Genomic DNA, 22,828 nt, shown 5'->3' with positions numbered 1-22,828 from the left:
GCCCGCTAGGCGGCGAGGTGCATCACGCGGCGCCGCCGGAGCCGGCCGGCGTGTGGCGGCCGAAGTAGGCATCCTTCAGCACCTCGATGTCCGACACCTCCGAAGCCGGCGCCGAGAGCACCGTGCGGCCCATGTCGAGCACCGCCACGTGGTCGGCGATGGCGACGGATGCCTCCACCGCCTGCTCCACGAGCAGCACGCCGATGCCGGTCGAGGTCAGCTCCGACACCCGCTGCATGACCTCCTTGACGATCACCGGGGCGAGACCGCCCGAGGGCTCGTCGAGGAGGAGCAGCCGCGGCTTCGCCATCAGTGCCGAGCCGATCGCGAGCATCTGCTGCTGGCCGCCCGACATGCTGCCGGCCAGGAGGTCCTTCTTCTCGAACAGGATGGGGAACAGCTCGTAGACACCCTGCACCTCGGCGCGGAGCTGCTTGCGCGAGACCTTCCGCGTGATGCCGCCGAGCAGCAGGTTCTGCTCCACGGTCTGCCCGCGCAGCACCCGCTTGCCCTCCTGCACGTACGACATGCCGCGCCGCACCCGCTGGGAGCTCGAGAGCTTCGAGATGTCCTCGCCGTCGAGCCGCACCGAGCCCCCCGAGATGCGGTTGAGGCCGGTCACGGCCCGGAGAGTCGTGGTCTTGCCGGCTCCGTTCCGCCCGAGGAGCACCGTGAGCTCGCCCGCGCGCACCTCGAACGACGCGTCCCACACCACCCGCAGGTCGCCGTAGCCGGTGGCGAGGTTCTGAACCGACAGCAGCGGCGCATCCGCGGCGCCAGCCGTTCGCACCTGGTCGCTCACAGCAGCTCTCCGATCGTCGATCCGCCGGGCGTCAGCTCGTCGGGCGTCACGCCGAGGTACTCCGAGAGCACTCGCGGGTTCGACTCGATCTCGGCGGGCGAGCCCTTCGCCATCACCTCGCCGTGCGCCAGCACCACGATGTCGTCGGCGAGGTCGAGCACGAGCTGGAAGTTGTGCTCCACCAGCACCACGGTGCCGCCCGCCGCCGTCACCGCGCGGATGACCTCGGCGAGCCGCGCCACCTCGTCCTCGTCGAGACCGGATGCCACCTCGTCGAGCAGCAGCACGCGCGGGTCGGCGACGAGGCAGCGCGCCACCTCGAGCATCCGTCGCTGGCCGAGTGGAAGGGAGGTCGCCTCCGTGTCGCGCAGGCGGCCGAGCCCGGTGAGCGCGAGCATCTGCTCGGCCACCCGCTCGTCGTCGCGCCGCACCCGCCGGAACTTCGGCAGCCGCAGCACCGACGACGCGATGTCGACCGGGCTGCTGGCGTAGCGCCCCGCCACCACCGCGTCGAAGACGCTGATGCCGTCCGGGATGTTCGGGGTCTGGAAGGTGCGCGTGACACCGGCTCGCGCGACCCGGTCGGGCGAGAGCCCCTGCACCTCGCGCGACCCGACGGTCACGGTGCCCGAGTCGGTGCGATAGAACCCGCTGATCATGTTGAGGAGGGTGGTCTTGCCCGACCCGTTCGGGCCGATCAGCGCCGTCACCCGGCCGGGCTCCGCCGTGAGCGACACAGACTTGAGCGCCTGGTTGCCGCCGAAGGCCTTCGACACGGCGTTCACCTGCAACGGTTCGCCGTGCAGCTCCTCGAGGGTGCCCGCCGGCGTCTCCGACACCGGCTTCAGGGCCGCGGCCCGCGCATCCAGCCGGCGCACCAGAATGCGCACGAGTCCGGCGAGACCGCCGGTGAGCACGACGCCGCCGATCACCAGGAACGCGCCCGAGAACAGCAGCGCGTACTGCTGCAGCTGCGTCGACTGGTTGAGCGCGAACTGCAGGATGGTGGCGCCGACGAGTGCGCCGTAGACGCTCGCCGAACCGCCGAGAATGGACGCCGCGAGCACCGTCGTGGCGAAGGTGAAGCTGAACGACTCGGGCGAGACGTAGTGCTGCAGGTTCGCGAACAGCGCCCCGGCGAGGCCCGCGGGCACGGCGCCGAGCGCGTAGGCCAGCAGCTTCTTGCGGAACACCGAGATGCCGAGCGACGACGCCAGCACCGGGCTCTGCTTGAGCACCCGGAACGCCACGCCGTGCCGCGACACGGTGAGGTTGCGGAAGAACGCGAACCAGATCAGCGCCACCACGGCGATGGCCATGTAGAGCTGGTCGGGGGTGAGCGTCGAGCCGAGCAGGGTGGGCGAGAGGATGCCGCTCAGCCCGTTGCGCCCGCCGGTGTACTCCCCGAAGATCGAGACGATGTCGGGCAGGAGCAGCACCAGGAAGAACGACGTCATCGCGAGCGACCACCCGCCGAGCCGGAGCCCCGGGATGCCGGTGACGACACCCACCACGAGGGCGACCAGCGCCGACAGCAGCAACTGCAGCACGAGGTCGGTGACGCCCGCTTTCGACAGCAGCCCCGCCGTGTAGGCGCCTGCCGCGTACATCGCGGCCTGCCCGAGGGCGAGCTCCCCGGCGAAGCCGAGGCTGAGGTTCAGGCCGCTCACCACGAGGGCGAGGATGAGGGTGAGCTGGATCTGCCGCGCGAGCGGCTGCGGCAGGCCGATGAGCGGCAGCACGATCACCAGCACACCGAGGATGAGAGGGATGATCCAGCCCGGAATGGAGCGGAATCGCAACCACAGAGCCATGGCTACACCGTTCTTTCTCGCGTGCGGACGAACAACCCCGCGGGCCGGATGAGCAGCACGAGGATGAGGATGATGAACACCGAGAGGCTGGCGAAGTCGCCGCCGAGGTAGCGGGCCGCGATGGCTTCGACGAGGCCGACGATGAGGCCGCCGACGAGCACGCCGGGCATCGACCCGAAGCCGCCGACCGCCAGCACCACGAAGCCCTTGAGGGCGAGCGAGGCGCCGAGGGTCACGACCGCGTACGTCTTCGGCCCCACGAAGATGCCGAGGAACCCGGCCAGCGCTCCGGATGCGACGAACGCGATGAGCGCGAGCCGCGCCACGTTCACGCCGCGGAGCTGCGCCGCCTCGCGGTCTTCGGACATCGCCCGCAGCGCCAGGCCCTTCAGCGAGTACTTGCCGTAGAGCGAGAGCAGCACCACCACCACGATCACGAGGGCGATGAGCGCGAGCTCCACCGGGAACACCCGGGCGCCCAGCAGGTCGATGGCGTCGTTGCCGCCGAAGAAGCTGACGGTGAGCGGCTCGCCACCCCAGATCAGCTGCGCGGCGCCGGTGAGCAGAATGGATGCGCCGAGCGTGGTCACGAGGATGTTGTCGTGGTTCTTCACCGGCCGGATGGCGATGTAGTACTCGGCCAGCGCCACGGCCGAGACGCCGGCGGTGGCGATGAGCGCCGCCACGTACCAGGGCAGGTGCCAGGTCTCGGTGGCGGTGTAGGTCAGGAACGCGCCCACCATCATGAGCTGCGCCTGCGCGAAGTTGAAGGTCTTCGATGAGACGAAGACGATGTTGTAGCCGATGGCCACCAGGGCGTAGATCGCTCCGAGTGCCAGGCCGCCGAGGACGAGGGTCAGCACATCGCTCTCCTAAAGTCGTGGGCGAAGTCGTGGGCGGGCAAGCCGAACGCGGCGCCCGACCCCGTCGGCTGACGGAGCGGGACGCCGCGTTCGAGGGGCATTACTGGTACTGGCCGTTCTTCAGTTCGGACGGCGCGATGAACAGGAACTCGTCGGCGCCGACGTTGGGGCTGTGCGACTCCGCGGTGAAACCGTACCGCTTGAGGATGACGGTCTTCGCGCTCTCCGTCACCGACGTGTCCTCCAGCGCCTTGGCCAAGGCCTGTGCGTCGTCGGCGTTGCCCACCTTCTCCGCCGCCGCGGCCACGAGCGGGAACGCGTCGTAGTTGTAGGCGAGGATGAGCGAGGCGTTGATCGGGCCGATCGAGAGCATGGTCTTCACCGCGTCGTTCACGCCGGTGGCGGCCGGGTCGTACTTCGTGCTCTGGAAGACCTCCATCATGAGGTTCGCGGCCTGAGGGGTGCCGACCACGCCGTCCGGCGGCAGCTTGCCGGCCACCGGCGATGCCGCGACCGAGTTGTTGCCGACGATCGGCACGTCCCAGCCCAGCTTGTCGACGCCCTGCAGCACGTAGCCGAGCGGAGCACCGTACGCGTCGAGGATGAGGGCGTCGGGGTTGGTCGCCTGGATCGCGGAGAGCTGCGGCGTCATGTCGAGCGACGCCACGTCGTACTCCTGGTTGTCGGTGACATCGAATCCGGCGTCCGAGAGGGTCGATTCGGCGAGCTTGCCGAACAGCTCGCCGTACGAGCTGCTGCCGTGCAGGATGCCGACGCTCTTGTAGCCCTTGTCCTTCAGCTCGGCCACGAAACCCTTGAGGTAGTCGCTCGGCCCGGGGGAGAGGTCGAAGTTGAGGGGCGACTGCTTCGGGTCGGAGGAGGTCGCGGTGGGTCCGATGTTGAACGACAGGATGCCCGCGCCGCTGATGATCGGCAGCGTCGCCTCCGCCACGGTCGAGGGGCCGGAGTTCAGCACCAGGTCGGGCGGGGTGTCGGAGCTGATCGCCTCCTGCACCTTCGTGACGGCCACGGTCGGGTCGGCCTGGTCGTCGACCACCGTCACCTCGACCTGCCGCCCGGCGATGCCGCCCGCGGCGTTGATGTCTTCAGCTCCCGCCTGCGCGCTGAGCACGGAGGTCGATGCGTTGGTGGCGAGTGCGCCCTGCGCGCTCAGACCACCGAGCACCAGCACCCGGTAGGGCTCGGAGTTGCCGGAGCCGCCGGTGCTGCTGGGGGTCTCGGATGCTCCGCCACCTCCCGCGCATCCGGTCAATGCCAGTGCGACTGCCGCGGTTCCTGCGGCGAGGATCGTTAGCCTTCTTCTCACGACTCTTCTCCCTTGAAGATGACGAGGTACACATTCTCGGTGAGCCCGTCGGCGGCGGAATCTCCGTCGACCAAGCGATTGTTAGTTTCTGAACTGTAGCACGCCGAGTCGCGAAATCACCATGCCAATCAAACGCTTGGTTTATGAATTTTTCGGTGCTACGTTTGCCGTCCGAGACGACGAAGTCAGGGGGCTGGATGAGCGGGTTCGACCGGATGCGCGGGGTCGCGCTGGTGACCGGGGGTTCGGGTGGCATCGGCGCCGCGGTGGTGCGAAAGCTGCGGTCGGCCGGGGCCTCGGTTGCTCTCACCTATCGTTCACGGCCGCCGGAGGCGCTGCTCACCGAGCTCGGGGATCAGGTGTCGGCGCATCCGCTCGATCTGAGCCTGCCGGCCGAGCAGGCCGGCGCCGCTGCCGCGGCCCTCGTGGCCGAGCTCACGGAACGGCACGGCGCGGTGCACACCCTGGTGCACGCGGCCGGGCCGCACGTGCCGATGGTGCATCTCTCGAAGGTCGCGCCGGCCGAGTTCGCCGCGCAGGTCGACGCCGATCTGGTGGGCTTCTTCGCCGTGGCGCACGCCGCACTGCCGGCGTTGCGGGAATCGGCGGGGTCGATCGTGGTCGTCACCTCCGCCGCCACCCGCCGCTATCCCGTGCGCGACGGCCTCTCGGCGGCGCCGAAGGGCGGGGTGGAGGCGCTCGCCCGCGCGCTCGCCGTGGAGGAGGGCCGCTTCGGCATCCGCGTCAACTGCGTCGGGCCGGGCATGCTGCACGACGGCATGTCGGCGCGGCTCATGGCCTCGGGCGATCTCGACGAGCGCGCGCTCGCCGTGGCCACCGCGAACATCCCGCTCCGCCGCTTCGGCCAGGCGGAGGACGTCGCCGAGGCGGTGATGTTCCTCGCCTCGCCCGCGGCCGGGTTCATCTCGGGCCAGAAACTCGACGTCGACGGCGCGTACGGGGTCTGAGCCGATGACCGCGTATCCGCTCGCCTTCTTCTCGCTGGTCGAACTGACCGATCCGAGCCAACGCCGGCGCTACAACGAGTGGCACCAGCTCGATCACCGGCCCGAGAACCTCGCGCTGCCCGGGGTGGCGTGGGGCGATCGCTGGGCGCGCCCCGCAGACGCCGCAGCGCGCGGCCGAGCCTCGGAGCAGTACGCCGACACCGACTACCTGGCGATGTACTGGTTCCGCGAGCCGCTCGCGCAGAGTCTCGCCGAGTGGGATGCGCTCGGGGAGGCGTCGTTCCAGTGGGGCCGCGGACCGATCATCCCGGGCGTGCGGCGCGCGCTCCTCGCATTCTTCCGGCCCGTCAAGGGCTACTCGGCGCCGAGCGCTCTGGTGTCGCCCGACGTGCTGCCCTTCCGGCCCAACCGCGGACTGCACGTCACGCTCGAGTCCTATGCCGAGCCGCACTCGGCATCGGTGCACGAGCGGTTCGCCTGGGAGGATCGCGAGCTCGTGCCCGAGCTGCTCGCGCTGCCGGGCGTGGCCGGGGTGTGGACGTTCTCGTTCGATCACGCCCAGCGCCACTCCACCTTGCCGCTCGAGGGGGCGGTGACGGATGCGCCGGGCAGTCTGCGCATCCGGCTGGTCTATCTCGACGACGACCCCGTCGCCCTCGCGCCCGGCATCGCCGAGCTCGGCGCGCGCCGGGATGCCGCCGCCGACGGCGCCCGAGTGGAGCTCGAGACCGCCGTGACCACGATCATTCCGTGGCAGGACTGGTGAACCGGCTCAGCGGGGTCTCCCCGTTCGCGGCCAGCCGGTCGAGCACGCGCCGGCGCTGAGCGAGGGCGTCGGCGAAGCGGATGTCGCCCCAGACGCCCGGGCCGGCGCCCGGCTCCTCGCCGGAGTGCGCGGGCTCGCCCAGCACGCGGGCTGCGTGGTGCGGCCACTCGGGGTCGTCGAGCGCGGTGCGGCCGAGGAGCACGAGGTCGGCGTCGCCGCGTTCGAGCAGGAGCTCGGCCTGCCGGGGGTCGACCACGAGGCCGACGGTCGCGGTGGGCACGCCCACCTCGCGGCGCAGTCGCGCCGAGTAGTCGGCGTGGAAGGCGTAGCCGCGGCGCACGCGGAGGTCGACCGAGCGATCGGTCGAGATGCCGCCCGATGAGGTGTCGATCAGGTCGACGCCGGCGGCGGCGAGTGCGGCGGCGATCGGCACGGTGTCGTCGATGGTGAGTCCGTCGACGGCGGCGTCGACCGCCGAGAGGCGGAAGAGCAGCGGGATCTCGTCGCCGATCGCGTCGCGCACCGCGTGCACCACCTCGAGCGGGTAGCGCAGGCGTGCCTCGGGGCTGCCGCCGTACTCGTCGTCGCGCCGGTTGGCGAGCGGGGAGAGAAAGGAGTGGAGCAGGTAGCCGTGGGCGCCGTGCAGCTCCACCACCTGGAAGCCGGCGCGCACCGCCCGTCGTGCGGCGGCGGCCCAGGCCGCGACCGAGGCGGCGATGTCGGCGCGGGTGAGGGGGAGCGGGGTCGGCCATCCTGGTCCCGGCGCGATCGGCGACGGACCTCGGGTCGGCCAGGGTCGCTGGCGCGGTGCCGGCTCGCCGGGGGTCCGCTCGCAGCGTGCCCGCTCGCCGGTGCTGCTGTCCCCGCCGCCACCGTCGTCGTCGCTCAGGGGCAGTCCGCCACGCCAGGGCTCGGTGACCGACGCGCGCCGTCCGGCATGGGCGAGCTGGATGCCCGGCACCGCGCCCTGCCCGGCCACGAACTCGGCCACCCGCCGCAGCCCGGGAACGTGGTCGTCCTGCCAGAGCCCGAGGTCGTGGTGCGAGATGCGGCCCTCGGGCGTGATCGCGGTCGCTTCGGTCAGCACGAGGCCCGCGCCGCCGAGCGCGAAGCGCCCGAGATGCACGAGGTGGAAGTCGGTGGCGTAGCCGTCGGCCGAGGCGTACATGCACATCGGCGACACCCCGATGCGATTGGGCAGCCGGGTGCCGCGAAGCGTCAGCGACGAGAAGAGGAGCGACATCCGGGCCCGTCCTACCGGATCACGGTGTCGGAGTAGCGCGGCGGATCGCCGAGCAGCAGGCGGCGGCTCGCCGGGTGCGCGCCATCGACGTCGGTGACACCGAGCAGGGCCCCGAGCTCGGCGCCCACCAGCACGCGCCCGGTGAAGCGGAGCTTGTCGGCGTCGCGGTCGAGCGCTGCGATCACCCGGCCGGTGAACTCCGGCGATTCGGTGATGTGGCTCGGCCCCCGGTAGCCGCCCTCCGCGCCGAGGGCCCGCAGCGTGCGTTCGGTGCGCACGAGGCCCATCCAGATCGACACCGACGTCACACCGAACGGTTCGAAGTCCACCGCCATGTCGTGCGCCATCTTGTCCACCCCCGCCTTCACCGCGCCGTAGGCGGGGCCGTGCAGGTAGCAGCCGCCGCCGAAGCCGGAGGTCGCGACGACCAGGGCCCGACGATCCGGCCGGGCGATGAGGAGTGGGGCGGCGGCGCGCGTCATCACGTAGGTCGAACGGAGGCCCACGCCGAACATGGCGTCGAGGCCGAGCGGCAGCTCCCAGAACGGCGCGTTCTCGGTCAGCCCGGCCGGCACGGCGAGCGCGTTGTTCACGAGCACGTCGAGGTGCCCGTGGTCGGCGCGGATGCGGTCGACCACGGTGTCGACCTGCGCATCGTCGGTGTGGTCGCAGGCCAGGGCGATCCCGTGCCCACCGCGGCGCGTGATCTCGGCCGCGGTGTCGTCGACGGTTCCCGGCTCGCTGGAGGGCGCATCCGTCGTGCTCCTGCCGGTGACGTACACCGTCGCTCCCGTCTCGCCGAGAGCGAGTGCGATGCCGCGCCCCGCTCCGCGGCTCGCGCCGGTCACGAGACACACCTGGGGGTCGTCGGCCACGTCGCCTCCTCATCGTCGTCGAGCGGATGCCCATTGACATCCTAGCAAGCAAGCGCTTGGCTAATCGGTGGGAGAGAAGGATGAACGGATGAACGAGATCGAGATCGTCGACGACGGGCGCATCCGTCGCATCCGCATCCGCCGGCCGGAGCGGCTGAACTCCTTGGGCACCGAGCAGCTGGCGGCGCTCGCCGACGCCATCCCCGGCCCCGACTCCCCGATCGACGTCGTGACGCTGACCGGCGAGGGCCGGGCGTTCTGCTCGGGTGCCGATCTCTCCGGCGCGGTCGACGCGGGCACGGTCGACGAAGCGGCACGTGCGGTGCGCGCCATCGCCGGCGCACGGCAGTGGGTGATCGCGGCGGTCAACGGGCCGGCGGCCGGCGTCGGTGCGTCGCTCGCCCTGGCCTGCGATCTCGTGCTCGCGGCGCGGTCGGCGTTCTTCGCGATGCCGTTCCTGCCCCTCGGACTGGTGCCGGACGGTGGCGCGACCCGACTCGTGGGCGCGGCCGGCCGGGCCCGCGCGGCGCGATTCGTGGTGGGCGGCGAGCGGCTCGGCGCCGACGACGCCGAGCGCTGGGGTCTCGTGAGCGAGGCGGTCGAGGCCGACGAGCTCGCCGCCCGCGTGGAGTTCTACGCCGAGCGGCTGCTCGGCGCCCCCGAGGCGGCGGCCGCGTCGAAGCGCCTGCTCCGTGCCGCCGACGCCGCGCCGCTCGCCGAGGCGCTCGACGCGGAGGCGGTCGTGCAGGCACACCTCCTCGCCACCCCGCATTTCGCCGCCGCCCGCGACGCCTTCCTCGCCCGCTCCGCTCGCCCCCCTCAGTCCCCCGCTGCGCGGCCCACCGGAGTGGGTGCGGATGGCGACCCGCTCGCGCCCCGGGCGGGCGCGTGAGCGAGGAGCGCGGCGTCGTTCCGCTGAGCACGGCGCAGGAAGCGGCGTGGGCGGCGGGGCGTTCACCCGCGCCCGAGGAGGTGGCCGCCGGGGTGTGGGCGGTGGCCTCGCCGATTCCGGGCGGTGCCATCCCGCACACGCTCACCTACCTGCTCCTCGGCGGCGACGGGACCGTCTCCATCGTCGACCCCGGCTGGGGCTCGGCCGAGAACTTCGCCGCGCTGGTCGGCTCGCTCGAGCACGTCGGGCGCACCGTCGCCGATGTCTCGACCGTGATCGCCACCCACTTCCACCCCGATCACCTCGGCATCGCCGGGCGGTTGCGGGGCGCATCCGGCTGCCGCGTGGTGCTCTCGGCCGACGACCGCAGGGTGCTCGCCCAGGAGACGAGCCGGGATCGTCGCGACCGTGAGCGTTATGCCGCGCAACTGGAGCGCTGGGCGGTGCCGGCGGAGCGCCGGCCCGAGCTGCTGGCGAACTTCGACCGGCCCGCCTACCTCGACGATCTCGACCCCGACCTCCTGGTCGCCGACGGCGACGTGCTCGACCTCGCCGGGCATCGCCTCACCGTCGTGGCCACGCCGGGCCACACCTCGGGGCACGTCATGCTGCACGATGCCGACCGCGGGCTCCTCTACACCGGCGACCACGTGCTGCCGGGCATCTTCTCGGGCGTCGGCATCGGAACGCTGCCCGGCCGCAACGCGCTCGCCGACTACCTCGGCTCGCTCGACCGGGCCGCGGGATTCGAGGGAGTGCAGGTGCTGCCCGGCCACGAGTTCCGGTTCGACGGGCTCGCGGCCCGCTGCGACGCGATCGCTGCGCACCACCTGCGGCGCACCGCCGAGGTTGCCGCGCTGGTCACCGAGCTCGGCGACGCCCCGATCTGGCAGTACGCGAGCCGGCTCACCTGGACCGGCGGCTGGGCGCGGCTCACCGAGTTCCACCTGCACTCCGCGCTCGCGCAGACCGAGATGCACCGCGAGCTGGTGCGCTCGGGCGCGGCGGCGCAGCTGCTCGCTCAGCGCGCCGCCGACTCCAGCTCCTGAAGCCGCCGGCGCAGCTCCTCGGGCACGCGGATCGCCGACTGGTCGGGCGCCACCGTCACGATCGTGTTGGATGCGCGGGCGACGAGCAACTCGTCGGGGAGCCGCAGCATCCGGTAGTCGAAGCGGATCGACGTGCGGCCCACCGCCCCGAGCCGCAGCTCGATGCGCACCTCGTCGAGCAGCCGCGCTGCGGCGAGGTACTCGCACTGCGCTGCCCGCGACACCGTCCACCACCCGAAGCGTTCGAGCATGGTGTCCTGCCGCAGGTCGTTGAGATAGAGGTACTCGGTCTGCAGATTCTCCATGCGCGGGAACCAGGCGGCGTAGTAGAGGATGCCGGCGGGGTCGGTGTCGCCGTACCCGAGCCGGAAGGTGTGGGCGCGCAGGGCGGGGCCCAGGCCCGCATCCCGGTCGCTGCCCGGTGCCGACGGCGCGTCGCTCGTCACTGCGTCACGGTCCAACCGCCGTCGACCGGCAGGAACACCCCGTCGATGTAGCTCGCGAGCGGGGAGAGGAGGAAGAGCACGGCGTAGGCGATGTCGTCGGGTTCGGCCATCCGTCTCAGCGGGATGCGCGTGAGCACCCGCTGGCCGGTCTCGCTCTCGCGGAACCCCGCCAGCCGCGGGGTGTCGGTCATGCCCGGGGCGACCCCGTTGCTGCGGAACTGACCCGACCGCTGAGAGGCGAGGTGGCGCACGTACCCCATGAGGCCGGCCTTGGCGGTGGAGTACCAGTCGCTCTCGGTGCCGATCAGGTTGCCGGCGACGGACGTGGTCACCACCATCGCCGCGCCCGGCCGCCCGTCGAGGCCGGCGGCCCAGGCCTCGGTGACGGTGCGCACGCTGCCGAGGCTCACCTGGAGGGCGCGATCGAACGGGATGCTGCTCGCGGAGGCGGGACCGGCGTTGTTGTGCAGGTAGAGCGGCTGGCCGTGCGTGGAGCGCAGGTCGGCGAGGCCCGCGGCGACGGCCTCGTCGTCGGAGACGTCGGCGGCCCAGCTGTGGGCGGTGCCGCCGGCCGCGGTGATGTCGCGTGCGGTTGCTTCGACGCCGGTTGTATCGAGGTCCCACGCGCTCACCGCGAGTCCGAGTTCGGCGGCGCGGAGGGCGGTGGCGCGGCCGATGCCGCTGGCGGCGCCCGTCACGAGGATCACGTCTCCGGGTGTGAAGCTGAAATCGGCGGTCACCGTACCTCCTCGTACGCTCGCGGTCGGGCGTCATCGCCTCAAAACCAAGCATTTGCTTGTTCCGATGCTACAGTAGCCTGGCTGCGTGAGCGACCCCGAATCCGTAGCCGAACCGGCCCCGGCGCCCAGCCGGAGCGTGGAGTTCAGTGCCGGCGGCGTGGGGCCGTGGCCGGGCGAACTGCCCGGCGGGCCGCAGTACGACCCGGAGCTGCTCGCCCGCGGCGACACCCGCAACGTCATCGACCGCTACCGCTACTGGCGCATGGATGCGATCGTCGCCGATCTCGACGAGCACCGGCATCCGTTCCATGTCGCGATCGAGAACTGGCAGCACGACCTCAACATCGGCTCGATCGTGCGCAGCGCCAACGCGTTCGCGGCCGACACGGTGCACATCATCGGCCGCAAGCGCTGGAACAAGCGCGGGGCGATGGTGACCGACCGCTACCAGCACGTGCAGAACCATCCGGATGTCGCCACCTTCGTCGCCTTCGCCCGCGACGCGGGGCTGCCGATCGTCGCGATCGACAACGTGCCGGGCTCGGTGATCATCGAGACGTTCCGCTTCCCGGAGCGCTGCGTGCTGCTGTTCGGGCAGGAGGGCCCGGGGCTCTCGCCCGAGGCGCTGGCGGCGGCGGATGCGGTGGTCGAGATCTCCCAGTTCGGCTCGACCCGCTCCATCAACGCCTCCGCGGCCGCCGCCGTCGCGATGCACGCCTGGATCACCCAGCACGTCCCCTTCGCCTAGCGTCCATCACGTGTGACACACTCGAGACATGTCCGGTGTCAGCGTTCGCGAACTCCGCGACCAGTGCGGTGACGTGCTTGCCGCGGCAGGGCGACGGATGTCGACGAGCGAGTTGAGCGAGTGTCGCCGGACGCTTCCCTTGGTCGACGGCAATCTACTCCGGGCGGAGATCGACGACGTGATCGATCGATCCCTGTGACAACCCACCGCTGAGGGCTGCTCGACACAGGTCGGCCGCCGCCATGCGTGCCTGGATCACTCAGCACGCGATGTTCTCACCGGCTCGGGCCCCTCGGCGGCTCCGGACTGCGGTTCTGCGACCGCCTCCGCCTCTGCCTCCGCGACCACCTCGGCTTCCACCGCCGCCGGCACGGTCACGGCCGCTCGGCCCGGCAGTAGGAACGACAGCAGCATCGCGACGCCGGTGATGCCGATCGCCCACCAGAACGCCTGCTGGAACGCGCCCACCGCATCCGCTGCGCCGCTCGCACCTGCCCCCGCTCCGCCCGCGGCGCCGGCCAGCACCACGGCGAGAACCGCCGTGCCGAACGCGCCGCCGAGCTGCTGCGAGAGCCGCGTGATGGTGCTCGCGTGCGGGATCTCCTGCTGCTCGAGCCCGACGAAGCCCACCGCCATGATGGGGATCATCACCGCGCCGAGCCCCATGCCGCGCACGACGAGCACGGCGCTGATCCACCAGAGGTTCGTGCTGGCGTCGGCGAAGGCGAACGGCACGGTCGCCACGAGCACGACCGCGAAGCCCAGGATGGCGACGCTGCGCGCGCCGATTCGGTCGGTGAGGCGCCCGGCCAGCGAGCGGCTGAGCAGCGAGCCGACGCCCTGGGGGATGAGCAGGAGCCCGGCGCCTAGGGCGTCGGTGCCGCGGAGTTCTTGGAACGAGAGCGGGAGGAGGAGCATCCCGCCGTAGAGGGCTGCGCCCATGAGGAACATGGCGCCCGACGCGGCGGCGAGCGGGCGATGACGCAGCAGGCGGAGGTCGACCAGCGCGGCGCGCTTCGTCCGGGTGGCCCACAGGGTGAACGCCACCAGCAGTGCCACGCCGGCACCGAGCGGCGCCCACACGTCGAAGCGCGCGAAACCGCCTGCACCGCCGGCGTTGCTGAGTCCGTAGAGCAGCCCGACGACGGCGGGGGAGAGCAGGGCGAGCCCGACCACGTCGAGCTTCGCGGTGCCGGTCGGGCCATCGGCGGGGATGAACTTCCAGGCCAGCACGAGCCCGACCGCCGCGAACGGCACGTTCACCCAGAACAGCCACGGCCAGGTGCCGGCGCCGAGGATGAGCCCGCCGATCACCGGGCCGAGAATGGGGCCGAGCGCGGTCGGAAGCGAGACGACCGCCATGGTGCGGCCGAGCGCCTGGCCGCGAGCGGCCTGCATCAGCAACGTGGTGAGCAGCGGCATCATCGCGCCGGCACCCACGCCTTGCACGACGCGGAACGCGATGAGGCTGCCGGCGTCCCAGGCCAGCGAGCACAGGATGCTGCCGACGAGGAAGACGATGAGTGCCGCCATCCACAATCGCCGGCCGCCGATGCGGTTCTGCAGCCAGCCCACCAGCGGCACGGTGACGCCCATCGCGAGCAAGTAGCCGGTGCTCACCCACTGGATGGTCTCGATGCTCGCGTTCAGGTCACCGGCCAGGGTGTGCAGGGCGACGCTCACGATGGTCGCGTCGAACAACGGTGCCATCGCGCCCACGACGAGGGCGATGGCGAGGCGGCGGAGGTTCTTGTCCATGATCACCTTAGATACTCGGTTGTGTCTTATTAGCAGCACTGTACGTCAGCGCGATAAGATACGCAAATGGATCTTGTGAAGACGCGCCGCCGCGGCGCCGAACTCGAGGAGGCGCTGCTCGATGCGGCGTGGGCCGAGCTCGAGGAGGTGGGTTACCCGGCGTTCAGCTACGACGGTGTCGCCGCGCGCGCCGGCACATCGAAGCCGGTGCTCTACCGCCGCTGGCCGGCGAAGGTCGACCTCGTGCTGGCGGCGCTGCAGCACGGCGGGCTCTTCGCCGGCCGGGAGACGCCCGACACCGGGACGTTGCGGGGCGACATCCTCGCCTCGCTCCGCGACTTCAATGCGGCCCGGTCGGGGTTCATGGCGGTGATCAGTGTCTACATGGCGAGCATCCACGCCGACACCGGCCTGTCACCCGCCGACCTCCGTCAGCGCCTGCTCGAGGGCCGTACCGAGGTCGGCCGAGGGATGCTCGAACGCGCCGCCGCCCGCGGCGAGATCCCTCTGCGCGACTGGCCGCCGGGCATCACGACGCTCCCCTCGGACCTGGTGCGGCACGACCTCGTGATGACGCTGAAGCCCCTCCCCGACGCCCGCATCCTCGAGATCGTCGACGAGATCTGGCTCCCCCTGGTGCGCTGACCTGTCCCCGCCAGAAACCTGGGCAAGCGCCAGTCTTAGCAAAGGCTATGTCCCTATCCTTTGCTAACGACAAGGCTCCCGAACGCGGTCAGGAGAGTGAGGGGGCGCGGCGGAGGCGGGGGCGCCAGGCGACCGTCGCCACGAGCACTCCGCCCACCACGACCGCGCCGCCGACGAGGTCGCCCACCGTCGGCACGTCGCCGAGGACGAGCCAGGCGCTCAAGAACCCCGCCACCGGCACGAGCATCGAGAATGGAGCGACCCGGCTCGACGGGTTGCGCTTCATCAGCGTCACCCAGATGCCGCTGCCCACGATGGTGCCGAGCACGACGGTGTAAGCGAGCCCTAGCACGGCCGGCAGCGCCTCGAGCGTGAACGTGGTCGCGAGCGACTCGCCGACGCGGGCCGGGCCCTCGACCAGGAGCGACAGCGCGATCATCGGCACCGGCGGCACCACCGACATCCACATCGTCAACCGGAGCGGACTCGCCGGCTGCGCCTGCCGGCTGCAGATGTTGCCGAACGCCCAGCCGAGCGCGCCACAGAGGGTGAGGATGACCGGCAGCAGCGCCGAGACCCCTGCCCGCTCCGCCGCGATGATGCTGAGCCCCGCGATGGCCACGAGGATGCCCACGCCCTGCACGAGCGTGATGCGCTCTCGCAACCACACGGCCGCGAGCACCACGGTGAACGGGGCGGATGCCTGCAGCACGAGCGAGGCGAGCCCCGCCGGCATGCCGGTCGCCATGCCCGCGTAGAGGAATGCGAACTGCAGGATGCCGAAACCGAGCCCGTAACCGAGGAGCCACCGCACCTTCACCCCGGGCCACTTCACGAACAGCACCGTCGGGATGGCCAGCACGAGAAACCGCAGCCCCACCAGGAAGAACGGCGGGTAGTGCTCGAGCGAGAAGTGGATGGCCACGAAGTTCAGCCCCCACAGCGCGGCGACCACCCCCGCCAGAACCCGATCCCGCCCGCTCATGCTCTCAGCCTCGCGGCCCGCCCCCGCGCGCACAAGCAAGCATCCCTACACCCACCCTGTGCTCCCGCTACACCCCGGCCGCGATTCGGTGACAGGTGTAGCGTGCGTCTCATGGGAGAAGCGCGCCGATGACGCCCCGGCTGCGGCTCAGCCTGATCGTCCAGCCGCTGATCGCGCTGTGCGGGCTCGGGATGTTCATCAGTGGCCTTGTGCAGGTTCAGGAACGCGACGCGGATCGCGGTGCCTGGGTGCTGTTGGTGTGCGGCGGGGTATTGACGCTGAGCGGGCTCGTCGTGTTCGGAACCCTGCTCTGGACCGTCTCACGAACACGCAAGACTCGATCGACCGACGACAGTCATCCACCGGGCTAGCCCGTCAGGAGACGTCCGCGCTCAGCGGCCGTGCTTGGCGAGGATGGTGTCGAGGTCGATGCGCTTCAGCGTTCCCGCCCAGTCGAAGGAGCGGGCGGTGGCGATGGCGGAGTCCTCGGCGAGCACCTTGCCGTTGCGCTGGATGGTGACGCCGGCCGGCGCCGCCTCGTTCAGGATGCGCAGGATCTCGTCGTTCACCGCCTCCGCATCGAAGTCGGCGCCGTAACGGGCGTAGACGTCGGCGTTGACGGTGTAGTTCAGAACGGTGATTTCGGTGTGAGTCACCCCTCCATCTTCGCCTAACGTGGCCTCATGCGCGCCATCAGCTTCGCCGAATTCGGCCGGATGCCCGAACTGATCGACCTCCCCACACCCGAACCCAGCGCGCGCGGCGTGGTCCTCCGTGTCGAGGCCACCGGGCTCTGCCGCAGCGACATCCACGGCTGGCAGGGCCACGACGACGGCATCGCCCTGCCGCACGTTCCCGGCCACGAAGTGGTGGGCACCATCGTGGCGGTGGGTGCCGAGTTGTCGCGGTTCCACGTGGGCCAGCGCGTCACGACCCCCTTCGTGTGCGCATGCGGCCGCTGCACGGTGTGCGCGGCCGGCGACGGTCAGGTCTGCCCGAACCAGACCCAGCCGGGATTCACGCACGCCGGCTCTTTCGCCGAGTTCGTCGCCCTGCACGACGCCGACGTCAACCTCATCCCGGTGCCCGACGAGCTCGATTCCGGCGCAGCGGCGCTGCTCGGCTGCCGCTTCGCCACCGCCCACCGGGGTCTCGTGCACCAGGCGCGGCTCGCCCCCGGCGAGACCGTCGCGGTGTTCGGCTGCGGCGGCGTCGGCCTCAGCGCCGTCATGATCGCGGTCGCCCTCGGTGCGCGGGTCACCGCGATCGACGTCGACCCGACGGCACTCGCACGCGCCACCGCGCTCGGCGCGGCGGCCGCTGTGAACGCGACCGGGCTCTCCGGCGAGGGGGTGGTCGACGCGGTGCGGGCATCCGGTGCCCCTCAGGTGACGGTGGAGGCGCTGGGGCGCGAGGAGACCGTCCGCAACGCGGTGCGCTCGCTGGCACCCCGCGGGCGGCACGTGCAGATCGGTCTGTTCGCCGGCGAGCCGCGGTTCCCGATGTCCGACGTGATCGCACGCGAACTGCAGGTGTTCGGCAGCCACGGGATGCCCGCCGCCGACTACGCGGGCCTGCTCGACCTCGTGGTCTCCGGTGCGCTGGCGCCTCAGGTGCTCGTGACGCAGCGCATCCGGCTCGACGAGGTGCCTGCCGCGATGGCCGCCATGGCCGCGGGCACCGCCCCCGCGGGCGTCACCATCATCGAGCCGTAAGGCCGATCGGCGCACGTCGCTCGAGCACGGTGGGTCGGGGAGAATGGGGGCGTGACGACCGAAGCCCCGCCAACCACCGCCCGCCCGCACGCCGCTCGGGGGCGCACCATTGTGCTCGCGGCGGCGCTCGACCTCGTGCTCGTCGCGGCGTTCGTGCTGATCGGCCGCCGCAGCCACGACGAGGGCGACGCCCTGCTCGGGTTTCTCACCACGCTCTGGCCGTTCGCCGCGGGCGCCGCGCTCGGCTGGCTCGCCGCCCGGGCCTGGCGCGCGCCGCTGCGCCTCGCGCCGACGGGCGTCGTCGTCTGGGCCGCCGCCGTGGTGGGCGGCATGCTGCTGCGCATCGCCTCGGGGCAGGGTGTGCAGTGGAGCTTCGTGGCGGTCACCGCGGTCGTGCTCGGCCTCTTCCTCGTGGGCTGGCGCGCCGTCGCCCTGCTCGTGCGGCGTATCCGCCGCCGGGCCGCCTGACCGCCGGAGCTACGCCGACGGCTCCAAGCGGATGCGCGTGCCCGCGTTCGCCTCCACCGCAGCCCGCGAGTACACGAGCGGAAAGCTGTCGCCCGCCGCCCACGGCTCGAACAGGTCGGCGTAGTGCGGCGACCGCGGATCGCCCGACTGCCCGGGCGCGTTCATCGCCCGGCTGCCGTCCCACTCCCCCACGTCGACCACCATGCGGAAGGTCGACCCGATGCTCTGCCGGAAGCTCGGGTCGTACCCCGCGTTGCCCACGGTGTCGCCGCTGCCGCCGCGCGGCACCGGGCCGAGGCGCGACCACTCCGCCGGCACACCGGCCACGCCGTCGAGCCCCGGATGCACGAGCAACGAGTGGTGCAGCGCCCCCCAGGTGTGCCACGACGGGTCGGTGCCGAGCCGGCCCTCGATCTCCGCGAGCGCATCGCCGAGCGTCGATCCCACCGCGTCGGTGAGCGCCGCCGCGCCGCCGGGCGAGGCCAGCACGTCGGCGAGCATCCGCAGGTCGCCGCGCAGGTCGCCGCCGAACGATTCGTCCTTCAGCACCAGCCGGGCGGATGCGGTGATCTGCTCCTCCGAGAGCCCGCGCCGCCCCAGGTGCTCGCGCAGCAGCCACGGCCGCAGGTGCCGCCGCAACCAGATCTCGAACACCAGCGCCTCGAACGAACCGGCGTCCTCCCGGCCGTCCCATTCGCGCAGGCGCTCCAGCAGCGCTCCGTCGGGGATGGCGGCGGAGTCGACCGGCGCGAGCAGCGAGATCACGCGCAGGGCGTGCACCGAGAGGGTGTCGGACTGCATCCGCACGCTCTCCTCGATGCCGACCACCGCCGCCGATCCCAGCCAGTCGCGCAGCCGCTCGGCCCGGGCGGAGGAGTACCAGTCGTAGGTGGTGGTGAGCTCGTCGTTGCGGTAGCCGTCGGGCAGGTTCATCTCGTTGGCGCTCATCACCCAGCCCGTGTCGGGCCGGCGGCTGCCGGGCAGCCCGCTGGAGCGCACGAAGCCGTCCCACTCGTAGCGGCCGTCGCCCGGCACGGGCAAGCTGCCGTCCCAGCCCACGCGCCGGGGGATCATCGTGCTCGACTGCCGCCCGAAGTCGCCGTCGGGGGTGGCGAACACCTGGTTCACGCCGGGCGCTCCCCAACGCTCGAGCGCCGCCACGAACTCGTCGCCATCGGCCGCGTCGAGGTAGCCGATGCTCGCGAGGTAGGGGGCCATTCCGGGTTCGAGCCACACGGCACGCACGGCGACCGCGATACCCCGCGCCGGGTCGTGATGGATGACCGGACCGTGCCGGGTGAACTGGTACTCGACCGAGACCGACGCGGCCGAACCGCCCGCCACCGGGATGCTGTCACTCTCCACCCGGAAGCTCTCCCAGCCGTCGCCGTAGCGGTAGCGCGTGGGGTCGGCCGGGTCGAGCTCGTAGACGTAGAGGTCTTCGTGGTCGGCCGGCCAGATGGTGAGGCCGAAGGCGACGCGGCCGTTGTGGCCGATCGAGATGCCGGGGAGCCCCGGCTCGCCCGCGCCGATCACGCTGAGGCCGGGCGCCTCGAGGTGCGCCATGTAGCGCAGCGACGGCAGCGTCACCGCGCGGTGCGGGTCGTTCGCGAGCAGCGGCCGGCCGGTCGCCGAACGCTCCGCCGACACCGCCCAGTTGTTGCTGCCGCTGATTCCCGCGCGCCAGTCCTGCGCATCCGCCTGGCCGGCGAAGGCGACCGGGGCGAAGGCGAGCCGGTAGACGCGCATCACGTCTTCGTCGAGCACGCCGAGATCGAGGCCCTCGGGCAGCCGGAGCGGGTCGTGCGGCTCGCGCGCCTGCCGCACCTCCTCGGCCTCGGCGCCGAAGTCGCGCACGGTCTGCGCCCGCGCGATCTCCTGCTCGACGTTGTAGAACAGGCCGTGGGTGCGGAAGCGCACGGCGTCGGCCGGCTCCCAGAGCGAGGGCTCGTACCCGTACACGTGGAATTCCGGCGGCAGCCGGTCGGGCACCTCCCGGGCCCAGCGCACGTAGGCGTTGACCCCGCGCACGAAGGCGCCGACGATCGCACGGGTCTCCGGCCCGTAGGCGTCCCACTCGGCGTCGAGGTCGCCCCGGTAGAGGAAGAGGCGGCTCGCGCGATCCTGCTCGACGTAGGCCGGGCCGAGCACCTCGGCGAGCAGCCCATGGCCGCGCCGGCGCCAGAGATCGATCTGGAACAGCCGGTCGCGGGCCGCGTTGAAGCCCTGCGCCACGAACGCGTCCGCCCGCGTCGCCGCGTAGATGTGCGGCACGCCCCAGGTGTCGACGATGATCTCGACCGGCTGGTCGAGCCCGTCGACCCGGTAGGAGTCGGCGCCCGGCAGGCGGTCCGAGCTCACGACCCGCTCCGCTTTCGGATGCGGATGAGGGCATCCACCGCCACCGCGGCCACCACGATGGTGCCCTTGGCGATCAGCTGCCAGTTCTGCGAGACGTTGAGGCTGTAGAACACGTTGGTGAGGGTGGCGAGGATGAGCAGGCCCACCGCCGAGCGCCAGATCGCGCCCTCGCCGCCGAGGAGCGACGTGCCGCCGACCACGACGATGGCGATCGCGTCGAGGGCCATCGAGGCACCGACATCCGCCTGGCCGACGCCGAGGCGGGAGGAGTCCATCATGCCGGCCAGCGCGGCGAGCACGCCGGTCACCACGTAGACGCTGGCGTTCAGCCCCTTCACCCGGAGCCCGGTCAGCCAGGCCGCCTCGTAATTGCCGCCGACCGCGTAGACGTTGCGGCCGAAGGTGGTCTTCGCGAGCAGCACGCCGGCGATGACGAAGGCGAGCACGAGAATCCAGATCGGCAGCGGGATGCCCGCGAGCTTCGACAGGGCGAGATCCTGGAACTCGGGCACGCTGTTCACGATGAACGGCGACGAGTTGGAGTAGATGTAGGCGATGCCGCTGATGATCGACGAGGTGCCGAGCGTCGCGACGAACGGGTTGATGCTGAGCCGCGAGATGATGAGGCCGTTCACGACCCCCACCACCACGCCGGCGGCCAGCGCGCCGATGCCGGCCACCACCACCGAGCCCGTCTGCAGCGTGAGCCCCGCATAGAGCACCGCGCCGAGCGCGTAGGTGGCCCCCACCGAGAGGTCGAAGCCACCGCAGATGATCACGAAGGTCATGCCGATGGCGATGAGTCCGACGGCCGAGTTCTGGGTGAGGATGTTGCCGATGTTGGCGAGGTTCAAGAACCCCGGGTAGAGGATCGACGCCACCGCGATGAGCACGATGAGCACGCCGACCATGCTGTAGCGGGTGACGAAGTGGCCGATACCGTGCTTGTCGGCGGCGACTCCGTCGGAGACCTTCGGGGTGACGGTCATGCTGCTGTCTCACTCTCTCCGAATCCGAATTTGACGATCTGTTCGACCGAGTAGTCGTCCTCGGCCGTTGCGAACTCGTGCACCACGCGGCCGTGCGCGAACACCAGCAGGCGGTCGCAGATGGCGAGCACCTCCTCGAGCTCCGACGAGGTGACGATGATGGTGGCGCCGTCGGCCGCGAGCCGCACGAGCGACGCGAGCACCTCGGCCTTGGCTCCGACGTCGATGCCGCGGGTGGGCTCGTCGATCAAGAAGACCCGGGGCCGGTAGCCCGCCCACTTGGCCAGCAGCACCTTCTGCTGGTTGCCGCCCGAGAGGTTGCGCACCGGTTCGAGCACCCGTCTGGCGTTGAAGCCGAAGAACGCCGAGTCCTCGACCACCGGACCTCGTTCCCGCCGCGGCGAGATGAAGCCCTTGCCGGGGGAGCGGCGGCCGAGCCAGTAGTTGGCGATGGAGTCCATGCCCATCACGAGCGCCTTGCGGCGGCTCTCGGGCACCATCACGACGCCGTCGGCCACCGCCGCGCGCATCGAGCGCGGCCAGGGCCGGTCGCGCCCGCCGAGCCGCAGCCGCCCGCGGGCCTTGGGTTCGAGACCGGTCAGCGACCGGAAGAACGTGGTGCGCCCCGAGCCGACGAGGCCCCAGAGACCGACGATCTCGCCCTCGCGCGCGGTGACCGAGATGTCCTCGAGCACGCCGGGCAACGTGAGCCCCGACACCGCGATCGATTCCGCGCCGAGCGGATGCCGCTCCGTGCGCTTCTCGATCGCGACATCCTTGCCCACCATGCTGCGCACGATCGACTTCTTGTCCCATTCGCTCCGCGGGGCGCTGGTCACCACCTCGCTGTCGCGCATCACGGTGATGTGATCGCTCAGCTGCAGCACCTCGTCGAGGTTGTGGCTGACGAAGACGATGGTGGTGCCCTGCTCGGTGAGCCGCTTCAGGATGCGGTACAGCACCTCGCGTTCGCCCTCGGCCAGTGCGGCGCTCGGCTCGTCGAGCATCAGGATGCGGCCCTTGGCCTGCACGCCGCGCATGATCTCCACGATCTGCTGCTGCGACACGGACAGGTCGCGGGCGAGGGTGTCGGGGTCGATCTGCACGTCGAACTCGCGGCACAGCTCCTGGTAGCGCTCCCGCATCGCGCGGTCGGCGGTGATGCCGCCGCGCGAGCCGAGCTGGCCGAGGAAGACGTTCTGCACCGCGGTCATGCCGGGCACCATCGTGAGCTCCTGGTACACCACGACGAGGCCGTGCCGGCGGGAGTCGCGGGGGCTCGACGCCCGCAACTCCTCGCCGAACACGGTGATCGAGCCCTCGTCGTGGGCGAGCCGGCCGCTGATCATGCCGAGCAGCGTCGACTTGCCGGCG

The 22,828-nt window shown here is 71.5% G+C and carries 24 protein-coding genes; 10 read left to right on the top strand and 14 right to left on the bottom strand.

Annotation, left to right across the window (positions count from 1 at the left end; translation table 11 throughout):
- Positions 1-22 precede the first annotated feature (22 nt).
- From AC3WLB_RS20535 to AC3WLB_RS20520, 4 genes are all read right to left on the bottom strand, one after another.
- Entirely contained in the window at positions 23-802 is a 780-nt protein-coding gene (locus AC3WLB_RS20535) for an ABC transporter ATP-binding protein (protein ID WP_492509202.1), read from the bottom strand.
- A complete protein-coding gene (locus tag AC3WLB_RS20530) occupies positions 799-2,616 on the bottom strand; it encodes a branched-chain amino acid ABC transporter ATP-binding protein/permease (RefSeq protein ID WP_492509200.1) in 1,818 nt (605 codons plus the stop codon). Before AC3WLB_RS20530 ends, AC3WLB_RS20535 begins: the two co-directional genes overlap by 4 nt.
- Before the next feature lie 2 nt (positions 2,617-2,618).
- Positions 2,619-3,479, bottom strand: coding sequence for an ABC transporter permease subunit (locus tag AC3WLB_RS20525; RefSeq protein WP_022896953.1), 861 nt, complete (start codon positions 3,477-3,479; stop codon positions 2,619-2,621).
- Positions 3,480-3,579: 100 nt separating this feature from the next.
- Entirely contained in the window at positions 3,580-4,806 is a 1,227-nt protein-coding gene (locus AC3WLB_RS20520) for an ABC transporter substrate-binding protein (RefSeq protein ID WP_492509197.1), read from the bottom strand.
- A gap of 197 nt (positions 4,807-5,003) precedes the next feature.
- Between AC3WLB_RS20520 and AC3WLB_RS20515 the strand changes: the two genes are divergently transcribed.
- Both AC3WLB_RS20515 and AC3WLB_RS20510 read left to right on the top strand, forming a co-directional pair.
- Positions 5,004-5,774, top strand: a complete 771-nt coding sequence (locus tag AC3WLB_RS20515; RefSeq protein ID WP_492509195.1) for an SDR family NAD(P)-dependent oxidoreductase — start codon at positions 5,004-5,006, stop codon at positions 5,772-5,774.
- A 4-nt stretch (positions 5,775-5,778) separates the two neighbouring features.
- The gene (locus AC3WLB_RS20510) at positions 5,779-6,540 is read left to right on the top strand and encodes a hypothetical protein (protein ID WP_492509193.1); all 762 of its coding nucleotides are present in this window, start codon (positions 5,779-5,781) and stop codon (positions 6,538-6,540) included.
- Here AC3WLB_RS20510 and AC3WLB_RS20505 read toward each other — a convergent pair.
- Positions 6,518-7,783: an NADH:flavin oxidoreductase/NADH oxidase gene (locus tag AC3WLB_RS20505; RefSeq protein WP_492509191.1), complete on the bottom strand. Its 1,266-nt coding sequence runs from the start codon at positions 7,781-7,783 to the stop codon at positions 6,518-6,520. The genes AC3WLB_RS20510 and AC3WLB_RS20505 overlap by 23 nt on opposite strands.
- Before the next feature lie 11 nt (positions 7,784-7,794).
- Positions 7,795-8,658: an SDR family NAD(P)-dependent oxidoreductase gene (locus AC3WLB_RS20500; protein WP_492509189.1), complete on the bottom strand. Its 864-nt coding sequence runs from the start codon at positions 8,656-8,658 to the stop codon at positions 7,795-7,797.
- A gap of 88 nt (positions 8,659-8,746) precedes the next feature.
- Here AC3WLB_RS20500 and AC3WLB_RS20495 point away from each other — a divergent pair, with 88 nt between their 5' ends.
- On the top strand, positions 8,747-9,550 hold the full coding sequence (locus AC3WLB_RS20495; RefSeq protein WP_492509187.1) for an enoyl-CoA hydratase/isomerase family protein: 804 nt from the start codon (positions 8,747-8,749) through the stop codon (positions 9,548-9,550).
- A complete protein-coding gene (locus tag AC3WLB_RS20490) occupies positions 9,547-10,599 on the top strand; it encodes an MBL fold metallo-hydrolase (RefSeq protein WP_492509185.1) in 1,053 nt (350 codons plus the stop codon). Before AC3WLB_RS20495 ends, AC3WLB_RS20490 begins: the two co-directional genes overlap by 4 nt.
- On the opposite strand, the gene AC3WLB_RS20485 is transcribed toward AC3WLB_RS20490, so the two are convergent.
- Together AC3WLB_RS20485 and AC3WLB_RS20480 are read right to left on the bottom strand one after the other, a co-directional pair.
- Complete coding sequence (locus AC3WLB_RS20485; protein WP_492509183.1) at positions 10,572-11,045, bottom strand: acyl-CoA thioesterase; 474 nt, start codon at positions 11,043-11,045, stop codon at positions 10,572-10,574. The two genes, AC3WLB_RS20490 and AC3WLB_RS20485, sit on opposite strands and share 28 nt — an antisense overlap.
- Positions 11,042-11,785, bottom strand: coding sequence for an SDR family NAD(P)-dependent oxidoreductase (locus AC3WLB_RS20480; RefSeq protein ID WP_492509181.1), 744 nt, complete (start codon positions 11,783-11,785; stop codon positions 11,042-11,044). Before AC3WLB_RS20480 ends, AC3WLB_RS20485 begins: the two co-directional genes overlap by 4 nt.
- Before the next feature lie 85 nt (positions 11,786-11,870).
- Between AC3WLB_RS20480 and AC3WLB_RS20475 the strand changes: the two genes are divergently transcribed.
- Positions 11,871-12,533, top strand: coding sequence for a TrmH family RNA methyltransferase (locus AC3WLB_RS20475; RefSeq protein WP_492509179.1), 663 nt, complete (start codon positions 11,871-11,873; stop codon positions 12,531-12,533).
- Between the two features lie 28 nt (positions 12,534-12,561).
- Positions 12,562-12,732 (top strand): hypothetical protein, encoded by a 171-nt coding sequence (locus tag AC3WLB_RS20470; RefSeq protein WP_492509177.1) that lies wholly within the window; start codon positions 12,562-12,564, stop codon positions 12,730-12,732.
- A gap of 56 nt (positions 12,733-12,788) precedes the next feature.
- Here the strand turns inward: AC3WLB_RS20470 and AC3WLB_RS20465 are convergent, their stop codons facing one another.
- The gene (locus AC3WLB_RS20465) at positions 12,789-14,291 is read right to left on the bottom strand and encodes an MDR family MFS transporter (protein ID WP_492509175.1); all 1,503 of its coding nucleotides are present in this window, start codon (positions 14,289-14,291) and stop codon (positions 12,789-12,791) included.
- Between the two features lie 66 nt (positions 14,292-14,357).
- On the opposite strand from AC3WLB_RS20465, the gene AC3WLB_RS20460 reads away from it, so the two are divergent.
- Positions 14,358-14,936, top strand: coding sequence for a TetR/AcrR family transcriptional regulator (locus tag AC3WLB_RS20460; protein ID WP_031284124.1), 579 nt, complete (start codon positions 14,358-14,360; stop codon positions 14,934-14,936).
- Positions 14,937-15,024: 88 nt separating this feature from the next.
- Here the strand turns inward: AC3WLB_RS20460 and AC3WLB_RS20455 are convergent, their stop codons facing one another.
- Complete coding sequence (locus AC3WLB_RS20455; RefSeq protein WP_492509173.1) at positions 15,025-15,921, bottom strand: EamA family transporter; 897 nt, start codon at positions 15,919-15,921, stop codon at positions 15,025-15,027.
- Positions 15,922-16,049: 128 nt separating this feature from the next.
- On the opposite strand from AC3WLB_RS20455, the gene AC3WLB_RS20450 reads away from it, so the two are divergent.
- Positions 16,050-16,292: a hypothetical protein gene (locus AC3WLB_RS20450; RefSeq protein ID WP_492509171.1), complete on the top strand. Its 243-nt coding sequence runs from the start codon at positions 16,050-16,052 to the stop codon at positions 16,290-16,292.
- A gap of 21 nt (positions 16,293-16,313) precedes the next feature.
- On the opposite strand, the gene AC3WLB_RS20445 is transcribed toward AC3WLB_RS20450, so the two are convergent.
- The gene (locus AC3WLB_RS20445) at positions 16,314-16,577 is read right to left on the bottom strand and encodes a hypothetical protein (protein WP_492509169.1); all 264 of its coding nucleotides are present in this window, start codon (positions 16,575-16,577) and stop codon (positions 16,314-16,316) included.
- Positions 16,578-16,604: 27 nt separating this feature from the next.
- Between AC3WLB_RS20445 and AC3WLB_RS20440 the strand changes: the two genes are divergently transcribed.
- A complete protein-coding gene (locus AC3WLB_RS20440; protein ID WP_492509167.1) occupies positions 16,605-17,636 on the top strand; it encodes an alcohol dehydrogenase catalytic domain-containing protein in 1,032 nt (343 codons plus the stop codon).
- Positions 17,637-17,687: 51 nt separating this feature from the next.
- On the top strand, positions 17,688-18,104 hold the full coding sequence (locus AC3WLB_RS20435) for a DUF3054 domain-containing protein (protein ID WP_492509165.1): 417 nt from the start codon (positions 17,688-17,690) through the stop codon (positions 18,102-18,104).
- A 9-nt stretch (positions 18,105-18,113) separates the two neighbouring features.
- Here the strand turns inward: AC3WLB_RS20435 and AC3WLB_RS20430 are convergent, their stop codons facing one another.
- From AC3WLB_RS20430 to AC3WLB_RS20420, 3 genes are all read right to left on the bottom strand, one after another.
- Complete coding sequence (locus AC3WLB_RS20430) at positions 18,114-20,465, bottom strand: penicillin acylase family protein (protein WP_492509163.1); 2,352 nt, start codon at positions 20,463-20,465, stop codon at positions 18,114-18,116.
- Positions 20,462-21,454: an ABC transporter permease gene (locus AC3WLB_RS20425; protein WP_492509161.1), complete on the bottom strand. Its 993-nt coding sequence runs from the start codon at positions 21,452-21,454 to the stop codon at positions 20,462-20,464. The genes AC3WLB_RS20430 and AC3WLB_RS20425 overlap by 4 nt, the downstream gene beginning before the upstream one ends.
- Positions 21,451-22,828, bottom strand: a 1,378-nt coding sequence (locus tag AC3WLB_RS20420; RefSeq protein WP_492509158.1) for a sugar ABC transporter ATP-binding protein, incomplete at its 5' end; no start/stop codon positions are given. The genes AC3WLB_RS20425 and AC3WLB_RS20420, both read right to left, overlap by 4 nt.

The organism is Herbiconiux sp. FW305-C-125, from assembly GCF_058783455.1.
Note: the sequence above shows the minus strand (reverse complement) of the source record. Positions and strands in the feature narration are given on the sequence as shown.

What these genes read in the sequence shown, in the direction of transcription:
- AC3WLB_RS20530 (WP_492509200.1), bottom strand. Translation starts at nt 2,616, where the DNA reads ATGGCTCTGTGGTTGCGATTCCGCTCCATTCCGGGCTGGATCATCCCT.
- AC3WLB_RS20515 (WP_492509195.1), top strand. Translation starts at nt 5,004, where the DNA reads ATGAGCGGGTTCGACCGGATGCGCGGGGTCGCGCTGGTGACCGGGGGT.
- AC3WLB_RS20510 (WP_492509193.1), top strand. Translation starts at nt 5,779, where the DNA reads ATGACCGCGTATCCGCTCGCCTTCTTCTCGCTGGTCGAACTGACCGAT.
- AC3WLB_RS20505 (WP_492509191.1), bottom strand. Translation starts at nt 7,783, where the DNA reads ATGTCGCTCCTCTTCTCGTCGCTGACGCTTCGCGGCACCCGGCTGCCC.
- AC3WLB_RS20495 (WP_492509187.1), top strand. Translation starts at nt 8,747, where the DNA reads ATGAACGAGATCGAGATCGTCGACGACGGGCGCATCCGTCGCATCCGC.
- AC3WLB_RS20470 (WP_492509177.1), top strand. Translation starts at nt 12,562, where the DNA reads ATGTCCGGTGTCAGCGTTCGCGAACTCCGCGACCAGTGCGGTGACGTG.
- AC3WLB_RS20465 (WP_492509175.1), bottom strand. Translation starts at nt 14,291, where the DNA reads ATGGACAAGAACCTCCGCCGCCTCGCCATCGCCCTCGTCGTGGGCGCG.
- AC3WLB_RS20460 (WP_031284124.1), top strand. Translation starts at nt 14,358, where the DNA reads ATGGATCTTGTGAAGACGCGCCGCCGCGGCGCCGAACTCGAGGAGGCG.
- AC3WLB_RS20455 (WP_492509173.1), bottom strand. Translation starts at nt 15,921, where the DNA reads ATGAGCGGGCGGGATCGGGTTCTGGCGGGGGTGGTCGCCGCGCTGTGG.
- AC3WLB_RS20450 (WP_492509171.1), top strand. Translation starts at nt 16,050, where the DNA reads ATGACGCCCCGGCTGCGGCTCAGCCTGATCGTCCAGCCGCTGATCGCG.
- AC3WLB_RS20440 (WP_492509167.1), top strand. Translation starts at nt 16,605, where the DNA reads ATGCGCGCCATCAGCTTCGCCGAATTCGGCCGGATGCCCGAACTGATC.
- AC3WLB_RS20425 (WP_492509161.1), bottom strand. Translation starts at nt 21,454, where the DNA reads ATGACCGTCACCCCGAAGGTCTCCGACGGAGTCGCCGCCGACAAGCAC.